Annotated in this window: 10 protein-coding genes; all 10 read left to right on the plus strand. The window is 66.3% G+C overall.

Translation table 11 applies throughout. The features are described 5' to 3' along the window. Positions 1-124 precede the first annotated feature (124 nt). The 10 genes from I5803_RS17305 (at position 125) to I5803_RS17350 (ending at position 17,500) form a co-directional block, all read left to right on the plus strand. Entirely contained in the window at positions 125-1,492 is a 1,368-nt protein-coding gene (locus I5803_RS17305) for a glycosyltransferase family 4 protein (protein ID WP_196987565.1), read from the plus strand. 130 nt (positions 1,493-1,622) lie between these two features. After that, positions 1,623-5,693 carry a beta strand repeat-containing protein gene (locus I5803_RS17310; protein ID WP_196987566.1) on the plus strand — a complete coding sequence of 1,357 codons (4,071 nt, stop codon included), beginning with the start codon at positions 1,623-1,625 and terminating at the stop codon, positions 5,691-5,693. A 161-nt stretch (positions 5,694-5,854) separates the two neighbouring features. Then, the gene (locus tag I5803_RS17315; RefSeq protein ID WP_196987567.1) at positions 5,855-6,637 is read left to right on the plus strand and encodes a Stf0 family sulfotransferase; all 783 of its coding nucleotides are present in this window, start codon (positions 5,855-5,857) and stop codon (positions 6,635-6,637) included. Positions 6,638-6,657: 20 nt separating this feature from the next. Beyond that, a complete protein-coding gene (locus I5803_RS17320; protein ID WP_196987568.1) occupies positions 6,658-9,516 on the plus strand; it encodes an AMP-binding protein in 2,859 nt (952 codons plus the stop codon). Then, positions 9,513-12,659, plus strand: a complete 3,147-nt coding sequence (locus tag I5803_RS17325) for a condensation domain-containing protein (protein WP_196987569.1) — start codon at positions 9,513-9,515, stop codon at positions 12,657-12,659. The genes I5803_RS17320 and I5803_RS17325 overlap by 4 nt, the downstream gene beginning before the upstream one ends. A 38-nt stretch (positions 12,660-12,697) precedes the next feature. Next, a complete protein-coding gene (locus I5803_RS17330; RefSeq protein WP_196987570.1) occupies positions 12,698-13,825 on the plus strand; it encodes an amidohydrolase family protein in 1,128 nt (375 codons plus the stop codon). Between the two features lie 53 nt (positions 13,826-13,878). After that, a complete protein-coding gene (locus tag I5803_RS17335) occupies positions 13,879-14,652 on the plus strand; it encodes a 4'-phosphopantetheinyl transferase family protein (RefSeq protein WP_196987571.1) in 774 nt (257 codons plus the stop codon). Continuing rightward, complete coding sequence (locus I5803_RS17340; RefSeq protein WP_196987572.1) at positions 14,628-15,146, plus strand: hypothetical protein; 519 nt, start codon at positions 14,628-14,630, stop codon at positions 15,144-15,146. Before I5803_RS17335 ends, I5803_RS17340 begins: the two co-directional genes overlap by 25 nt. Positions 15,147-15,167: 21 nt before the next feature. Then, positions 15,168-16,496 (plus strand): UDP-glucose dehydrogenase family protein, encoded by a 1,329-nt coding sequence (locus I5803_RS17345; RefSeq protein ID WP_196987573.1) that lies wholly within the window; start codon positions 15,168-15,170, stop codon positions 16,494-16,496. Further along, positions 16,493-17,500 carry an NAD-dependent epimerase gene (locus tag I5803_RS17350; RefSeq protein ID WP_196987574.1) on the plus strand — a complete coding sequence of 336 codons (1,008 nt, stop codon included), beginning with the start codon at positions 16,493-16,495 and terminating at the stop codon, positions 17,498-17,500. Before I5803_RS17345 ends, I5803_RS17350 begins: the two co-directional genes overlap by 4 nt. Position 17,501 lies beyond the last annotated feature (1 nt).

Here is a 17,501-nt window from a genome sequence, read left to right on the forward strand (position 1 = left end):
ACCCCAGAAGCCGGTCGCAAGACCGGTTGGCTCACAACCCAAAGCCCCGCCACGAAAGTGGCGGGGCTTTTTTCATGGGTAGAGGCCGGCGATTCGCGCCGGCCATTCAGCGACAATTCAAGGCATGACAGATAAAACGACTGCCGAGGCGCCCGCACAGGACGCCCCGGCCACTGCGGCGCCCCCGGCGCCCGACAACCGCCCGAGCATCCTGTTCGCGGCACCCATGAACATCCTCGACATCACCAGCGGTGCGGCGCTCTCCATGCGCACGCTACTTTCCGGCTTGGCCGGGCGTGGCTACCGGGCGATTGCATTGCAGGCCAGCCTGTTCGATTCCGAGCAGGGCGCTGAGCACGTGATCGAGGCAGGGGCCGGCGAAGCGGTGAAGGACAAGCAGATCCTGCGATCCATGGTGCTCGGCGTCGAACACCTGATCGTCCGCACGAAGGGCGTGCGGCGGCCGGACATGACGTCGGCGGAAGAGGAAATCTACATTCGCAAGTTCCGCGAGGAACTGCAGCTGCGCCGGCCCGATTGCGTCATCCTCTGGGGCGGCTTGCTGCTGGAAATGACGATCATGCGGGAGGCCCGTGAAGCGGGCATTCCCGTCGTGTTCTACCTCGTCAATGCGGGCTACAAGAACAAGGACAACTTCCGCTACGTGTCCGTCATCGTCACCGATACCGAGGCGACTGCCGCGCTCTACAAGGAGCGGCTCGGACTCGTGTGCCATCCGATCGGCAAATTCATCGATCCCAAGCTCGTGAAGGCGGAAGAGCGCAAGCCGGAATTCATCACCTTTATCAACCCGAGTTTCGAGAAGGGCGTGAACGTCTTCATGCCGCTCGCCAAGCTGGCGGCCAAGGAGGCCCCGGAGATCAAGTTCCTGGTTGTCCAGAGCCGGGGCCGGTGGGGCATCGCGCTCAAGGTGCTCAAATTCGAACCTGGGGATTTCCCTAACGTCCGAGTGATCGGGCACCAGCGCAACATGCGGCCCGTCTACGGGGCCACCAAGGCGCTTCTCCTGCCCTCGGTGTGGCACGAGAGCGGGGCGCGCGTGATCGCCGAGGCCATGATCAACGGCATCCCCGTCATTGCGAGCAACACGGGCGGTTCTGCCGAACTCGTGGGCAAGGGCGGGGTGGTGTTCGAGTTTCCGGACATCGTGAAGGACAAGCGCGACCTGCCGGCCACGGAAGAGGTCGTGCGCCCCTGGCTGGAGGAGATCAAGCGCATCTGGCACGACCCTGCCTATTTCGCGGAACTGACCGAGCGCGTGGCCCACGAGGCCAAGCAGCACGACATTCAGCGCAACCTGGACCGATTCGCCAAAGCCGTCGGCCCGGCGATCGCCCAAAGCAAGCAATGGATGGCCGCGCGGGCGCAGGCAGCCCAGGGCGCCAAGGCCGCTCCGGCGGCCGGCGACATGAAGTCCGCCGTCAAGCAGGCCCTGGCGAAGAAACAGCAGCGGACGGCGAAGCGGAAGTAGGGTGGCGCGCCCGTTGCGCGGCTGTGATTTATGGCCGCGCAACTTGTAAATTGCAGAGGTAAAACACGTCTGCACACATATACTCGACGGTTAACGGTCGCAGTCGAGGCCGAACCCATACGGAGTGAATATGTCGATCACCACAAGCGAACGTACCGAGATCCTCGAGCTTCTCGTACTGATGTTCAACGCGGCTCCCGGAGCCTCCTACCTGAGCCAGGTGGTGAACATTTACGAGTCGCTCGGGCACAACCTTCTCGCGCTGGCAGAGACGCTGGACGACATTCCGGCGTACCAGCATCTCAACCCGAACTTCCAGACAGCCGCAGAGTTCGCCGCCGCATTCCTCACGCCCCTGGGCCTGCAGGACGACACCGTGGCGAAGAACTTCATCATCGACAAGTACAACGCCGGCGAATCCAAGGGCGCGATCGTCTATGACGCGCTGCAGGCACTTCACCAGGTCGATTCCGGCGCCGCTTCGCAGTACCTGATCGCGAAGGCGATCCTGGAAAACAAGACGGCGGTTTCCGAGTACTACTCGGTCACGCTCGGCATCGACCAGGTCGATATCAACATCCTCCAGCTGGTCCTCAACGGCATCACCGCCGATCCCGCCACCGTGACGGCCGCAGAGGCCGAAATCGCCAACGGCACGCGTGGCGTGAGCGGCATCGAAGTGACCTTGACGCCTTCGCAGGACAACGTGATCGGCACCAATGCCAGCGACACCGTCACGGGCCTTTTCGGCAGCGCCACGGCGACCGACAACACCTATACCGCCGGCGACGTGGTCGACGGCGCAGCGGGCGTGGATCGCCTGAACCTGGTGGCACTCGGCGGCGTGTCTTCCGCGGCCATCACCGTCAAGAACGTCGAGATCATCACCATCCAGGACACGGTGGGTGCCTCGTTCAACGGCTTGCTCGTCGAGAACGCCCCCGCGATCAATTTCGCCAACACGCTGGCGGGTGTCACGTCCACCGTGACGAACGCCTCGCTCGCTTCCGTCTACGGCTTGCAGGGCAAGGGCAACCTCACCGTCGATTTCTCGAACACGTCCGGCTCCGCGGACACGGCGAACATTTCGCTCGATGGCGTGGGCACCTCGTCGTCCGCGCGCAGCACCGTCGACGTCTCGGACGGAAACACCATCGAGAAGATCACCGTCGCCACGACCGGCACGAACTTCGTCACCATTGCCGGCGGGACCTCCGCCGCGACGCTGACCGTCACGGGCAACGGTACCAACAATTTCGGTCTCTCGGGCACCGGGGCCCTGGCGGCCATCGCCACGATCGACGCGTCGGCCTCGACCGGCACGAATGTGTTCTCGGTGGGCGGCAACATCAACGCCGGCACCAAGATCCTCGGCGGCACGGGTGCCGATACCGTCAGCACCACCCTCAACACGCCCACCCTGGTCTCGCCCACGATGACCAGCGTCGAGACGCTGTCGACCACGTTCGCTGCAGCCGCCATCGTGGACCTGACCAAGGCGAGCGGCCTGACGACGGTCAACGTGTCCGCCTCTACCGCGAACATGACGTTCCAGAATGCGCAGGCCAGCGTCGCGAACCTGAACGTCACCAGCCTCACCACCGACGACTCGGCCCTCAAGTTCAGCTATGGCGCCTCCACCGAAGGGGCGCTGCACCTCAACGTCGGCAGCGCCACGGGGGCGACCGGTGTCAATTTCGGCGCCATCACGCTGAGCCACACGGACAGCGTGGCAATCAGCCTGCTGGGTGCACTGGATCACGACGCGGATGGCATCACCATCGCCGGCGACCAGACCTCCGTCGGCCTGACCGCTGCGGCCGGCTCCAGCTTCGCCTGGGGAACGATGACCATCGATGGCGACGTCGGCGCCTTCACGAGTTCCCTGGCAGCGGGCGCCTCGTTCTCGGGCTATACGGCCATCAATGGCGACCTCGACTCGCTCAGCATCTCCGCGCTCGGCCAGACGGACGTGCAGCAGCAGTTCACGGTGGACGGCGATGTCGGCGACGTCACCATCGACCTCGCGGGCGACGCGAGCAACATCAGCGTGCCGGTCTTCGCCCGCGGCGACATCGGCGACATCACGGCGACGGCGGTGGGTGACGACAACTTCCTGCGCATCGGCGCTTTCTCGTCGGGCGGCTCCGTCGGCGATGCGAGCTACACGTTGACGGGTGACGATTCGCACGGGCAGCTGTTCGTCTTCGCGGTGTCTTCCGGCGGCAGCGCCCCTCACGACGTCGGCAACGTGAATATCAACCTCGCCGGGGACAGCGTCAGCTTCTCGGGCTATGCGGTGGCCGGTGGCGGCGACGTCGGCAATCTCAGCCTCACCGTCACGGGCGACGACGGCGATGGTCAGCTGGCTGCGCAAGCCGTGTTCCGCGCGACGAGCGGCGGCCTGGCGGCTTCCTTCGCGAGCGACTACGCATTCGGCGGCAACATCGGCGACATCAACCTGGCCGTCGACGGCAACGACGCGCACGGCCGGATCGCTGCCTTCTCCGTCGAAGGCAGCGTGGGTGACATCACGGCTTCCGTCGAGGGCAACGACGCTCGCGGCGGCGTCCAGGTCCGCACGCTCAACTTCGACCTGAGCGGCGGGCCCAATGGCGACATCGGCAACGTCACCGTGTCCGTCGGCGACAACGCCGGCTTCAGCGGCTATTTCACCGCCGTGAGCGGCGGCAACCTCGGCGACATCAGCGTGGACGTGGGCCAGGATGGCGACGCGCGTTTCTACATGGCGCTGCAGTCGGCCGAAATCGGCGACACGTCCATCGCGGGCGACGACGGCGCGTTCGTCCAGCTCGTGTACGGCACGCCGGGCAGCGGCGGAAGCGGCGGCAGCGGCGGCCCGAGCGGCAGCGGCTTCACCTTCCTGAGCGCGCTCGAGTCGCACACGAACCTCGTCGTCAGCGGCGCGACCCCGACCCAGGTCGGCAATGTCGTGGCGACGTTCGCGGATGACGGCCACCTCTCGATGACCGTGTCGGGCCTCTACGACTTCGGGAACATCACCGCCACCTTCGGCGACAACGGCTCGTTCAGCGGGTACTGGACCACGCAGGGCAGCGGCTTCTTCCCGGCTTCCGCAGAGATTCTCGCGACGACCTCCACCGTCGTCGGCGACATCGACATGACGTTCGCGTCCGACGGCAGCTTCACCATGGGCTTCGTGAACAACAGCGATACCGACGTCGGTGATGTCGTCGTCAGTTTCGCGGACGGCGGCAGCTTCGATTTCTATTCGAACCAGAACAGCAACGTCAATGTCGGCAACGTGCTGATCAACTTCGGCGACAACGGCCAGTTCGACCTCAGCCAGCACGGCTTCTCGCAAGGCGACATCGGCAATGTCGGCGTGCAGTTCGGAGACAACGGCGAGTTCAGCATGCGGCTGATTTCCGGCGGCGGCTCGGGCATGTCGGTGGGCGATGTCTCGCTGACCTTCGGCGCCAATGCGAGCGCGGGCATCTCGATCGAACCCTGGTCCGGCGCATCGTACGCGTCCTTCGGCCAGGTGACGCTGGTGGGTGGGGATTCGGCCAGCGTGGCGAACATCCAGCTGGGCGCGAACGGACTGGACATCGCCGTCATGGGCGGTGTGGACGCGTCGCAATGGCTCGGCCATACCACGGTGAACCTCGCGGCCGTTCAGCTGGGCACCACGGTGCAGGTCGGCGCGGGCGGCTCGTGGGTGCAGGGCGGCGAAGGCTCGGACAGCATCTTCCTGGGATCGGGTGTCGATACGGTCAAGTTCGATCCGACGCCCACGCACGCGGACCAGGTGTTCAAGTTCGCGGTCGGCGCAGGCAAGGACATCATGGATGTGCCGGCAGGGGCGCTCGCGCTCAAGCCGGTCATGTCCGCCGACGCTGCTTCCACCGCGATCAGCGGCGACGTGTACCGACTCGTCGATATCTCGGCGGGCCAGGACATCAAGACGGCCGCGGGCCTCGTGACCGCACTGAACCCGGGCGGCGAATACGCCTCGGTCGACGTGACGGCGGGAAGCCACTTCACCATCGTCACGACGGACTCGGCGACATCGGCGGCCTTGTATGTGTTCGACGTGACGGACGACGGGGATGCGACCGTCGAAGCCGGCGAAGTCGTGCTCATCGGCGTGGTCAACGCGACGACGAGCAGCGCCATCGGCGGTCTCGTGCTCGCAAACTTCCAGCCGCTGGTCTAACCCGCGCCCGGTAGCCTCATCAAAAGCCCGCCGTCGAGAGACGGCGGGCTTTTTCACGCATGCCCGCAGGCGGCCCGCGCGAGGTGCCAACGCACGTAAAATCTCGGGCCTCCCCTCCATTCGACGCGCGCGGCCCGTCTTACCCATCAGGAACCCCACGCATGGTCACCATTGCGATCACCGACAAGCACAAGCGCGAGATGAGCCCCGAGCGGGACTTCCCGGAGGCCACGCCGGTCACCCTCCGCTACGGCATCCTGTCCAGCCCGCGATCCGGCAGCACCTTGCTGGGCCGCCTGTTGCACGAAACCAAGGCGGCCGGCGATCCGCAGGAGTTTTTCAACCCGCCCCTGATCGCGCTGGAGCGCCAGAAGCCCGGCAATGAGAAACTCAACATGAACCAGTTCCTGCGGGTCATGGAAAAGCGCCGCACGTCGCCCAACGGGGTGTTCGGCATGAAGATGCATTACTCGCAGGTTCTCTCCGTGTTTCGCGCCGCGCAACCGAACCAGAACGTGGTGAATTTCCTGCGCAAGTTCGACAAGCTCATCTGGATCCGCCGGCGCGACCGCATCGGGCAAGCGATTTCGCAAGCGGTCGCCGCAAAGACCAATGTGTGGAGTTCGGAAGACACGCGCTTTCGCAAGAACCCCGACATTTCGGTCCACCCCTACGAATGCGTCGAAACCTTGCGGGTGGTCGCCCGCGACGACACGGGCTGGGAGCAGCTCGTGAAACAGGCGCCGCTCGATGTGCACCAGATCTGGTATGAAGACCTGGTGTCGCAATACGAAGAGCAGGGCCGGCAGGTGTTGCGATACCTGGGGATCGACGGGCAGGTCGCGGCGATTCCGGCCCAGCCCATCGAGAAGCAATCGGGAGAACTGAACGACCGGTTGCGGCGCGACCTGCACGCCTACCTCGGCCTGCCCCCCGTGGCGTGATTTTCATCCGGAGTCCTCGAGTGAACACCACCGTCTTCGACCTGCTTTCCAGCCGTGCACAAGCGACGCCGGACACCCTTGCGATCCACGCCCATGGACGCACGGGACTCTCCTTCGCGCAACTGCGCGACCACATCGTCTCGATCCAGTCCTCCCTCAACCGGCTCGGCGCGGGCCGCGGCGATCGCGTGGCCATCGTCCTTCCCGGAGGCCCCGAGCTGGCCACGGCCTGCCTGGGCGTGGCCGCGTGCTCGATCGCGACGCCGGTCAACCCGGACTTCAAGCAGGCCGAATACGAAGTGGTGCTGGCCCGCCTGGCACCCCGCATCGTGCTGACCCTCGCGGGCGGACAGCATCCTGTTCGCGCCGCGGCCCGGGCGCTGAACATCCCGGTGATCGATGTCGTGCCCCGGCAGGGCGCGGCCGCCGGCGCTTTCGACCTCGCCAGTGCCGCCCCCACCGGCCTCACCGCCGCCAGGCCCGGGCTCGCGCAGCCTGGCGATGTCGCGCTCATCCTGCAGACCTCCGGCACCACCTCCGTTCCCAAGACGGTGCCATTGACGCAGGACAACCTCGTCGCATCCGCCGGCAACCTCGCACGCTCGCTGCAACTGACCGCGCAGGACCGCTGCTTGCATTTCCTGCCGATGTTCCACATCGGCGGCATCGTGGACGTGCTCATCGCGCCCTTGCTCGTGGGGGGCTCGACTTTCATCGCGCCGAGCTTTTCCTCGGCCGAGTTTTTCCGGGACATGGAGGACTTCAAGCCGACGTGGACGCAGGCCGTCCCGGTGATGCTCCAGGAAATCCTGAACAACGCGGATGCGCACGCGGACATCGTGGCGCACCACTCCTTGCGATTCGTTCGCTCCGTTTCGGCGCCGCTTCCTGCGGTGTTGATGGAGGCATTCGAAAAGCGATTCAAGGTCCCCGTCATCGAAATTTTCGGCATGACCGAGACCGCCGGGGTGATCACGAGCAATCCGCTGCCTCCGGCGAAGCGGATTGCCGGCTCCGTCGGCATTGCCGCCGGAACGCAGGTGCGGATCGTGGACGCGAAGAACCAGTCGATGAACGCCGGGCAGATCGGCGAAGTCGTCGTGAGCGGCGCCAACCTGATGGGCGGCTACGACGCCGACCCCAAGGAAAACGAGCGCCTCTTCTCCGAAGTCGGCTTTCGCACCGGCGACCTCGGCTACCTCGACGCGGACGGCTATCTCTTCCTGACCGGCCGCGTGAAGGACATGATCAACCGCGGCGGCGAGAAAGTGTCGCCGCACGAAGTCGATCAGCTCCTGCTGTCGCATCCCGCGGTCGCCGATGCCGCGAGCTTCGCGGTTCCACACGCGACCCTGGGCGAGGACGTCGGCGCGGTCGTGGTGCTCAGGGATGGCGCGAAGGCGACGCAGGAAGAGCTCACGGCCTTCCTGCGCGACCGGCTCGCGTTCTTCAAGATTCCTCGCGTGATGCACTTCATCGACGCGATCCCGCGCGGCGCGAACGGCAAGCTGCAACGGGCGGTGTTGACGGAAAGATTCGGCAAGGCGGCGGCGGCCGCCGCCGGCGCGCGTGCCGAGTTCGTGGCGCCGCAGGACCCCGTGGGCAAGCTCATCGCGTCGATGTGGCAGGACATCCTGAAAGTCGACGCGGTCGGCATGAACGATGACTTCTTCGCCCTGGGCGGCGAGTCCCTGAAGGCCGCGAGCTTCGTGAACGCCCTGCAGCAGAAGTGGGGCGACACGCTGTATGTGTCCTCCGTGTTCGACGCGCCCACGCTCGCCCGCTACGAAAACTACCTCAAGCAGCACTACCCCGACGTCGTCGCCCGCATGCTCGGCCAGTCCGTTGCGCCCAAGGCCGCCGAGAGCAAGGTCACGCCGGCCATGATCGACCAGTTGCGCGCGGCGATCGCGCGTCCTGCGCCGATGCTCGCGCGCCCGGCGCGCAAGAACCCGCCGGCGGTGTTCGTGCTGAGCCCGCCGCGCTCGGGCTCCACGCTGCTGCGTGCCATGCTCGGCGGCCATCCGGACCTGTTCTCGCCGCCCGAGCTCTACCTGCTGTCCTTCAACACCCTGGCGGACCGCAAGGCCTGGTTCTCCGGGTCGCAGCGCTTCCAGCTGGAAGGCAACATCCGCGCGTTGATGCAGATCCGCAACCAGCCGCTCGAGGAAGTGCAGGCCTTCATGGCGGACCTCGAGGCCAAGGCGTATCCCACGCAGGACTACTACCGCATGATGCAGGAGTGGCTCGGCAAGCGGCTCATCGTCGACAAGACGCCCGCCTACGCCATCCATCCCGAGACGCTCGAGCGCGCCGAGGACTACTTCGAGGATGCGATCTACATCCACCTGCTGCGCCACCCCTACGGCATGATCCGCTCCTTCGAGGAAGCCAAGCTCGAGCAACTCTGGTATCCGCGGCTCGTCGGCGCCGATGCGGGCCACCCCGATGCGAGTCCCTATGGCCGCCGGCAGCTCGCGGAGATGATCTGGGTGATCCTCCACGAGAACATCCTGGCTTTCCTGAAGAAGATCCCGGCCGCGCGGCAGTTCCAGCTGCGTTTCGAGAACGTGGTGGGCCATCCCGAAGCGGCCATGCGCGACGTCTGCGCGCGCCTCGGGCTGGACTACGCGCCTGCCATGGTGACGCCGCAACAGGATCAGAAACAGCGCATGACCGACGGCATCCACGCGGTCTCGCGCATGATCGGCGACCCGAAATTCCACCAGCACAAGAAAATCGAGTCGGGCGTGGCCGACACCTGGAAGAGCGCCTACGAGATCGACTTCCTGTGCGAGGCCACGATCCGGCTCGCACAATCCCTCGGCTACACCGAGACCGTGGCGGACGTGCGCGGCCGGGAAGACATCGAGATATGACACCCATCGCGGACTATCTGGCCGAGCTCGCGCGGCTGGATGTGAAGTTGTGGGTGGAGGACGGAAAGCTTCGGGTCAACGCACCGCAGGGGGTGATGACCCCGGAGCTCAAGGCGGCGCTGTCGTCGCGCAAGCCGGAGCTGCTCGAATTCCTCGGCCGCGCGGAGCTTCCCTCGACCGGGTCGGACGCGCTGGTGCCCCGTGCGGCCGGCGGCCGCATCCCGCTCACCCACGGCCAGGAGCGCATCTGGTCGCTGGCCAAGCTCGAGCCGCGCAGCAGCGTCTACAACGTGCCCACGGTGTTCCGCCTAACCGGCGCGCTGGACAAGGGCGCGCTCGAGACGGCGCTGGCCGCGCTGCTGCGCCGGCACGACATCCTGCGCACGGTGTTTCCCGGGACGGACCTCACCGATGCGCACCAGAGCATCCTCGAGCCTTGGCCCGTCACCGTGCCCCTCGCGCGAATCGGCCCCGACCTGGCCAAGCTGCCGCAGGACAAGGCGAAGCGTGCGCTGCACGGCCTGCTGCACGACGAGGCCGGCAAGCCGTTCGACCTCGAGCGCGGTCCGTTGTGGCGGGTCAAGCTCTTCGAGATTGCGCCCGGGGACCACATCCTCGCCTTCACGATGCATCACATCGCTTTCGACGGCGTGTCCAAGGCGATCTTCCTCGATGAACTGGCGGCGGAATACCGCGCGGCGATCGAGGGCCGTGCGCGCGACGACGCTCCTCCGGCGCTGCACTTCGCGGATTTCGCCGTCTGGCAGCGTGCCCGGATGGACGACGCGGCGCTGGAGCGCCAGCTCGGGTACTGGAAGGAGCGGCTGGCCGGAAACGTGCCCGCGCTCGCCACGCCCAACGAAAAGCCGCGACCGGCCGGAAAGGGCCGCTCCGGCAGCATCCAGTTCCAGGTGCCGCCTGCCTTGACGCAGGCACTCGTCGAGCTCGGGGCCAGGGAGCAGGCGAGCCTCTTCGTCGTGCTGCTGGCCGCGTTCAACGTCGTGCTGCACGGCTACACCGGCCAGCGCGACCTGGTCGTCGTGTCGCCGATGGCCAGCCGCGACAAGGCCGAGATCGAGCGCATGCTCGGCTACTTCAACAACATCGTGGTCCTGCGCACCGACCTCTCGGGCAACCCGACGATGCGCGAGTTGATCGGCCAGGTGCGCAGGCGCGCGGTCGAGGCCTTCGACAACCAGTACGTGCCCCTGCAGCATCTCGCGCAGTTGCCCAACCTCGTGCGCACGCCGCTCACGCGCGCGATGTTCTCGTTCCAGGACGCGTCGAGCCGCACGCTGGACTTGCCGGGGCTCGAGGCACGGGCCCTGACCGTGCGCAAGGACGCGGCGGACTTCGACATCGCCCTCTACACCGAGCGCGAAGGCGACCGCATCACCGGCGTGCTGGATTACAACGCGGACATCTTCGCGCCCGAACGCATCAAGCGCTTGCTGCAACGCTTCGTGCACCTGCTCGGCATGCTGGGCGAGGACCCGGACCGCCGCCTCGACGCGATGCCGTCCTATGGACGGCCGCTCGGGGAGATCGAGCAGCTGTTGCAGGGCCACCCGCAGATCGACCAGGCGGTGCTCGTTCCCGACACCGCGAGCGGCCAGTTGAACGCGTACCTCGTGCTCAACGAACACGACGTGCCCAGCCTGGACGCCGTGCGCGCGTACGCGGCGAAGAAGCTTCCGGCGTACCGGGTTCCCGCGACCTTCATTCCAGTGGACGAGATGCCGCTGGCGGCGGACGGCTCCGTGGACCGGGCCGCGCTGCCGGCGCCGGCGACCGACCGCAGCCGCCTGCCCACCGAATACGCCGCGCCTCGCACTCCGCTGGAGCAGTCGCTGGCGGAAATCTGGAAGAAGGTGCTGTGGCTGGACCATGAGGTCGGCATCCATGACCGCTTCCGCGACCTCGGCGGGCATTCCCTCCTGTCGGTCCAGCTGGTGGTCGAAGTCGAGAAGGCGCTGCAACGGCCCGTGCCGCCGCGCGCCCTCGCCACGCTCAACACCGTGGCGGAACTTGCGGTGGCGCTCGAGCAGGGCGGTGGCGATGACGCGGCCGAACCGAAAATGCCTGCGGGCAGCGTGCTGCCGGCGGATATCTATCACGGCCTGCGCAGCCACACCGCTTCGTGGGAAGGCAAGCGCGCGTCCCCCGATTCGGTGATGGTGGGCCTGAACACCGATGGCTCGCGGCAGGCCTTGTTCTGGTGCCTGCAACGCTACCAGGAGCTCACGCAGCTCGCGCGCTACCTCGGGCCCGACCAACCCGTCTACGGGATGCGCTCCGGGAACCGGGTGATGGTGAAGACGCAGGAGAACATCGAGCTCCTCGCGCAGCACTACGTGGGCGAAATCCTGGCCGTGCAACCCGAGGGCCCGTACCTCGTCGGCGGCAATTGCCAGGCCGCCCTCATCGCGTTCCAGGTGGCGAGCCGGCTGCGCGCGCTGGGTCACGAGATCACACTGCTCGTGATGCAGGAAAAATTCGCGCCTTTCCCGTACGACGGGCCGGTGGCCCTGCTGTTCGGCGACAGGAGCGACTACAACCCGCTGCGCTACTTCAAGTCGCCCCACCAGGGCTGGCACAAGTACTACAGCGGGCCGGTGTCCTTTACGCAGATCCAGGGCGGCCACGGCCAGTTCTTCCGTGAGCCGAACGTGCAGGTTTTGACATCCACGATCAAAAAGTACGTCGAGGCCGCGCAGGCAGGAACTTTCGCTTCGGACGTCGCTCGCACACCGGGCGCGGCGGGGCAGGTGCTTGCGCCGCAGGCGTGCCGGGCGGGCATCGCGGCGGATGTCCCGACGCACGTGCTGGCGGGACAGCCCCTTTCGTTGAAGGTGCGCCTCACGAACGCCAGCCCGGTCGACTGGCAGCCGTCGAGCTCGAGCGGGCTTTATCTGGCGAACACCTGGTCGGACGCTCAGGGCAGCGTCAAGGTATGGCTCGACGGTCGCGCGCCGATCGATCCGGCTTTGGCCGCGGGCGCATCGCGCGAGATGCAGCTCGACGTCACGGCGCCGGCACAGCCGGGGCGCTGGCGGCTCGACATCGACATCGTCGACGAAGGCGTGGGCTGGTTCAGGGACAGGGGATCCAAACCCTGTCAGATAGAATTGTCTGTGGTTTGATCACGAGTTGAACCTTTCGTATTTCAGGAGCTTCGAGAATGCAGGACAGGCTGGCGAACAATCTTTGGTACCGAAGGCTGGATGCGGCCATCAAGCAGCAGGGCGGCATGTTCAATGCGCACCTGCACCTCGACCGGGCGGGCACGCTCGACGAGGTGTACATGGAGAGCATCGGGCACCGGATCCTCGACACCTCGCACATCTCGCTGCACCGCAAGCACAGCCTGATCACCAACCTGCACTCGGGCAAGGCCTACTCGCACGAGGACTTCCATCGCCGGGTCAATGCGTTCCTGGACGAGATGGTCGCCTGCAATACCGTGCGCGCCGACACGCTCGTCGACGTCACGGCGGACGGCCTGGGCATGACGGCGCTCAAGTGGATGATGGACATCAAGAAGCAGCGCGCCGGCCAGATCGACGTGCGCATCGGCACCTATTCGCCGTTCGGCTTCGACGACGCCGACCCGGCCCGCTGGAACCTGATGGTCGAAGGCGCGAAGCTGGCGGATTTCCTGGCGGCGCTGCCCGAAGCCGACGACACGGATGAATACCCGAGCCACATCGGCTTCTACGAGCACTGCAAGCGCATGCTGCTGCTCGCCAAGGAGCACGGCAAGATGCTGCACGTGCACACCGACCAGCGCAACGAGCCCACCGAGGACGGCACCGAGCAGGTCGTGCAGTGCGTGAAGGAATTCGGCGCGCCGCCTTCGGAGAACGGTGAGCCGTCGGTCTGGGCGGTGCACGGCATCTCGCCGTCCACCTACGACGATGCGCGCTTCGATCGTCTGGTGGAGGGGATGGTCAAGTACAACGTCGGCATGATCACCTGCCCGTCGGCCGCGCTGGGCATGCGCCAACTGCGCCCGGTCAACACGCCGACCTACAACTCGATCCCGCGCATCCTGGAAATGGTCGCGGCCGGCGTGCACGTGCGCGTGGGTTCGGACAACATCGCGGACATCTGCTCGCCGAGCACGACCGCCGACCTCGTGGACGAAATCTATGTGCTTTCCGCGGCGCTGCGCTTCTACCAGCCCGACATCCTGGCGCGCCTCGCATGCGGCAAGCTCCTGGACGAAAGCCAGAAGAATTTCGTGCGCGACCACCTCGCCAAGAACAAGCTCGAGATCGAGAAGTTCCTCAGCCAGCGCCAGCTCTAGCGCGAGCCATGCGGCCCGATGCTCCATCGAGCCCGCAGGAGTCTGTGGCCGTCGTGTTGCTGCGCATCGGCTCCCGGGGTGCGCCCTCGTCGCTCCGGCAAGTGGTCGATGCGTGCCCGGCGAAATCGCTATGGCAGCACGCCGGCATGGGGGTCGCTCCGCCAACGCCCGTCTTCCTCGAGATTGAACCGGACGCAGCACTGCTCGCCGCCGCCGGGAAAGTCCTGAGCACGGAGGAAGCCGCGCGCGCAAGCAAGCTGCGCGACGCGGATGCCCGAAGCGCCTTCACCCTCGCGCACGCGTGCCTTCGCATGTGGCTCGCACGTGAAATCGACGCTTCTGCGGCGGATCTCGAATTCGAGGCGGGACAGTTCGGCAAGCCCAGCCTCGTGCATGGAAATGGGGTGCTGCATTTCAACCTTTCGCGGCGGCCCGGCTGGGCAGCCATCGCCCTGGGGACCGTCGCGCTGGGGGTGGACGTCGAGGTCATCCGTCCCGACATCGACATTGCGGGCATCGCCGGCCGGTTCTACACCGATGAAGAGCGGCGCCACGTGCTCGCCGGGGGCCACGGCCCATCCCTTGGCCGGTTCTTCGCGATATGGTCGAGAAAGGAAGCGCTGCTGAAAGCCGCGGGGCTGGGCGTGGACTCCCTGGGCGCGGCTGCGGCGCTAAAATCGGCGGCTACCCTGACGGACGACTCGGGGGCGTCCAGGTCGTACGCCGTGCACTCGCTCGAATCGCCCGCGGAATGCTCCCTGGCGCTGGCGACCGAAGTGTCCCCGGCGTTTCCTGCAAAGACATGGCCCAATCCAACGCACAATTGATCCCGCGCCCCTGCGCGGACCTCCCCGAGTTCCAGCGCTTCGTCCAGCAGGCGTACCGCAAGGAAGCGCTGATGCAGCAGACCGGCGGGGGCGATGCTTTCGTCGAGGCAGCCGCACCCATCATCCGCAAGAGCGTGCTGCAGGCGGCGCCCTATGCCTCGCCGACCAGCAAACGGGTCCATGAACTGCGCCGCATGGGCGTGCCGGACGACGTGCTGGACCGTGCGCTGGCGCGTGCATGGCTCGATGGCGCGGACGAGTTCTACGTGCCCCGCCCGGACAGGCGCCAGATATTCCTCGGCACGGCGGCGCTGCTCTTCTACTCCGTGGCCATCGTGATCGTGGGGCTGATCGAAGCCGTGAATTACCTACATCATGCGCATCCCGATATCGCTTCCGTCCTGCTCGGCGCGCCGCCGCTGATGGCCATCTGCGGGGTGCCCGTGGTGCTGGTCATCTTCCTGCTGCTGCGCAAAATCGTCCATCGCAACTGATCTTCCCGCACAGGAACAAGCATGAAACTCACGGTCGTCGGAACGGGCTATGTCGGGCTGGTGACGGGCGCCTGCCTCGCGGAAGTCGGCAACGACGTGCTGTGCCTGGACCTGGACGCGGCCAAGATCGCGACGCTCGAGGCGGGCGGCATTCCGATCTACGAGCCCGGACTGGAAGAGATGGTGCAGCGCAACGTCGCGGCGGGCCGGCTCTCGTTCACGACGCAGGTCGAGCGGGCCGTTGCCTTCGGGGACGTGCAATTCATCGCGGTCGGCACGCCGCCGGACGAGGACGGGTCCGCGGACCTGCGGCACGTGCTCGCGGCCGCGAAGAACATCGGGCAGCACATGACCGGCTTCAAGCTGGTCGTGGACAAGTCGACGGTTCCCGTGGGCACGGCGGACAAGGTCCGCGAAACGATCGCGCAAACGCTGCGCGAACGCGGCGCCGCCCACGAATTCGCGGTGGCCTCCAACCCCGAATTCCTGAAGGAAGGTGCCGCGGTCGAGGACTTCATGCGGCCCGACCGCATCGTGATCGGCACCGATTCCGAGCGGGCCACGCAAATCCTGCGCGAGCTCTACGCGCCGTTCCAGCGCAACCACGAGCGGCTCGTGCTCATGGACATCCGTTCCGCGGAACTCACGAAATATGCCGCCAACGCCATGCTCGCGACCCGCATCTCCTTCATGAACGAGATGGCGAACCTCGCGGAGGTGCTGGGCGCCGACATCGAGCAGGTTCGCAAGGGCATCGGCGCCGATCCCCGCATCGGCTATCACTTCCTGTATGCGGGTTGCGGCTACGGCGGCTCCTGCTTTCCCAAGGACGTGCGGGCGTTGCGCCATACGGCGCAGGAGGGCGGTGTGCCGCTGCGGGTGCTCGAAGCCGTGGATACGGCCAACGCGGCGCAGAAGCAGGTGCTGGTGTCCAAGGTCGTGGCGAGACTCGGCGAAGACCTCGCGGGCAAGCGCTTCGCGATGTGGGGCCTGGCATTCAAGCCCGGGACCGACGACATGCGCGAAGCGCCTTCCACCGAAGTGCTGCAGGCGCTCTGGGCACGCGGCGCGAGCGTGGTGGCGCACGACCCTTCCGCGATGGCCGAGGCGCGCCGCATCCATGGCGAGCGGCCGGACCTGACGCTCGTCGACGACCCGATGAAGGCGCTGGATGGCGTGGATGCGCTGCTCGTGCTGACCGAGTGGAAGGTCTTTCGCAGCCCGAACTTCGAAGCCATGAAGGCCGCCATGCGCCAGCCTCTGGTATTCGACGGGCGCAACCTGTTCGACCCGGCGAAGATGCGCGGCCTGGGCTTCGAGTACTTCCCGATCGGCCGCGGCGGCGTATGAAAGTCCTGGTCACCGGCTGCGCAGGCTTCATCGGCATGCACACGGCGCAGGCGCTGCTCTCGCGCGGCGACGAGGTGGTGGGCATCGACAACCTCAGTGACTACTACGACGTGTCGCTGAAGCAGGCGCGGCTCGAGCGTCTTGCAGCTCACCCGCGCTTTCGCTTCGAGACCCTGGACATTGCAGACCGCCAGCCCTTGCGCGCATGGTGGGAACGGGAGCGTCCCGACCGTGTGGTGCACCTGGCGGCGCAGGCGGGCGTGCGCTATTCGATCACGCATCCCGATGCCTACTTCGACTCCAACCTCACCGGCTTCGGCAATGTGCTGGAAGGATGCCGCCATCACGGCGTCGGCCATCTCGTGTACGCGAGCTCTTCGAGCGTGTATGGGGGCAACGCGCAGCTGCCTTTCTCCGAACACCACGGCGTCGACCATCCGATCAGCCTGTATGCGGCGACCAAGAAGGCCAACGAGCTGATCGCGCACTCGTACAGCCACCTGTATCGCCTCCCGGTCACCGGCCTGCGCTTCTTCACGGTCTACGGGCCGTGGGGACGGCCGGACATGGCGCTCTTCCTGTTCACGCGCGCCATCCTTGCGGGCAAGCCCATCGACATCTTCAACAACGGGCAGATGGTGCGCGACTTCACGTATATCGACGACATCGTGCAGGGCGTGGTGAGGGTGCTCGACAAGCCCGCGACGCCCGACCCGGCGTTCGATCCCGCGCATCCGGATCCGGCCGCGAGCAATGCGCCTTACCGCGTGTTCAACATCGGCAACCACCAGCCCACGCCGCTGATGGATTACGTGAGCGCCCTGGAGCGCGCGTTGGGCGTCGAGGCAAGGAAGAATTTCATGCCCATGCAACCGGGCGACGTGCCTGCCACATTCGCGGACGTCGAAGCCCTGAACGACTGGGTGGGCTTTCGTCCTTCGACGCCCGTGGCCGAGGGTGTGGGGCGATTCGTCGAGTGGTATCGCGCTTTCTACAAGGTATAGG

The sequence above is a fragment of the Caenimonas aquaedulcis genome (assembly GCF_015831345.1).
GTDB lineage: Bacteria > Pseudomonadota > Gammaproteobacteria > Burkholderiales > Burkholderiaceae_C > Ramlibacter > Ramlibacter aquaedulcis.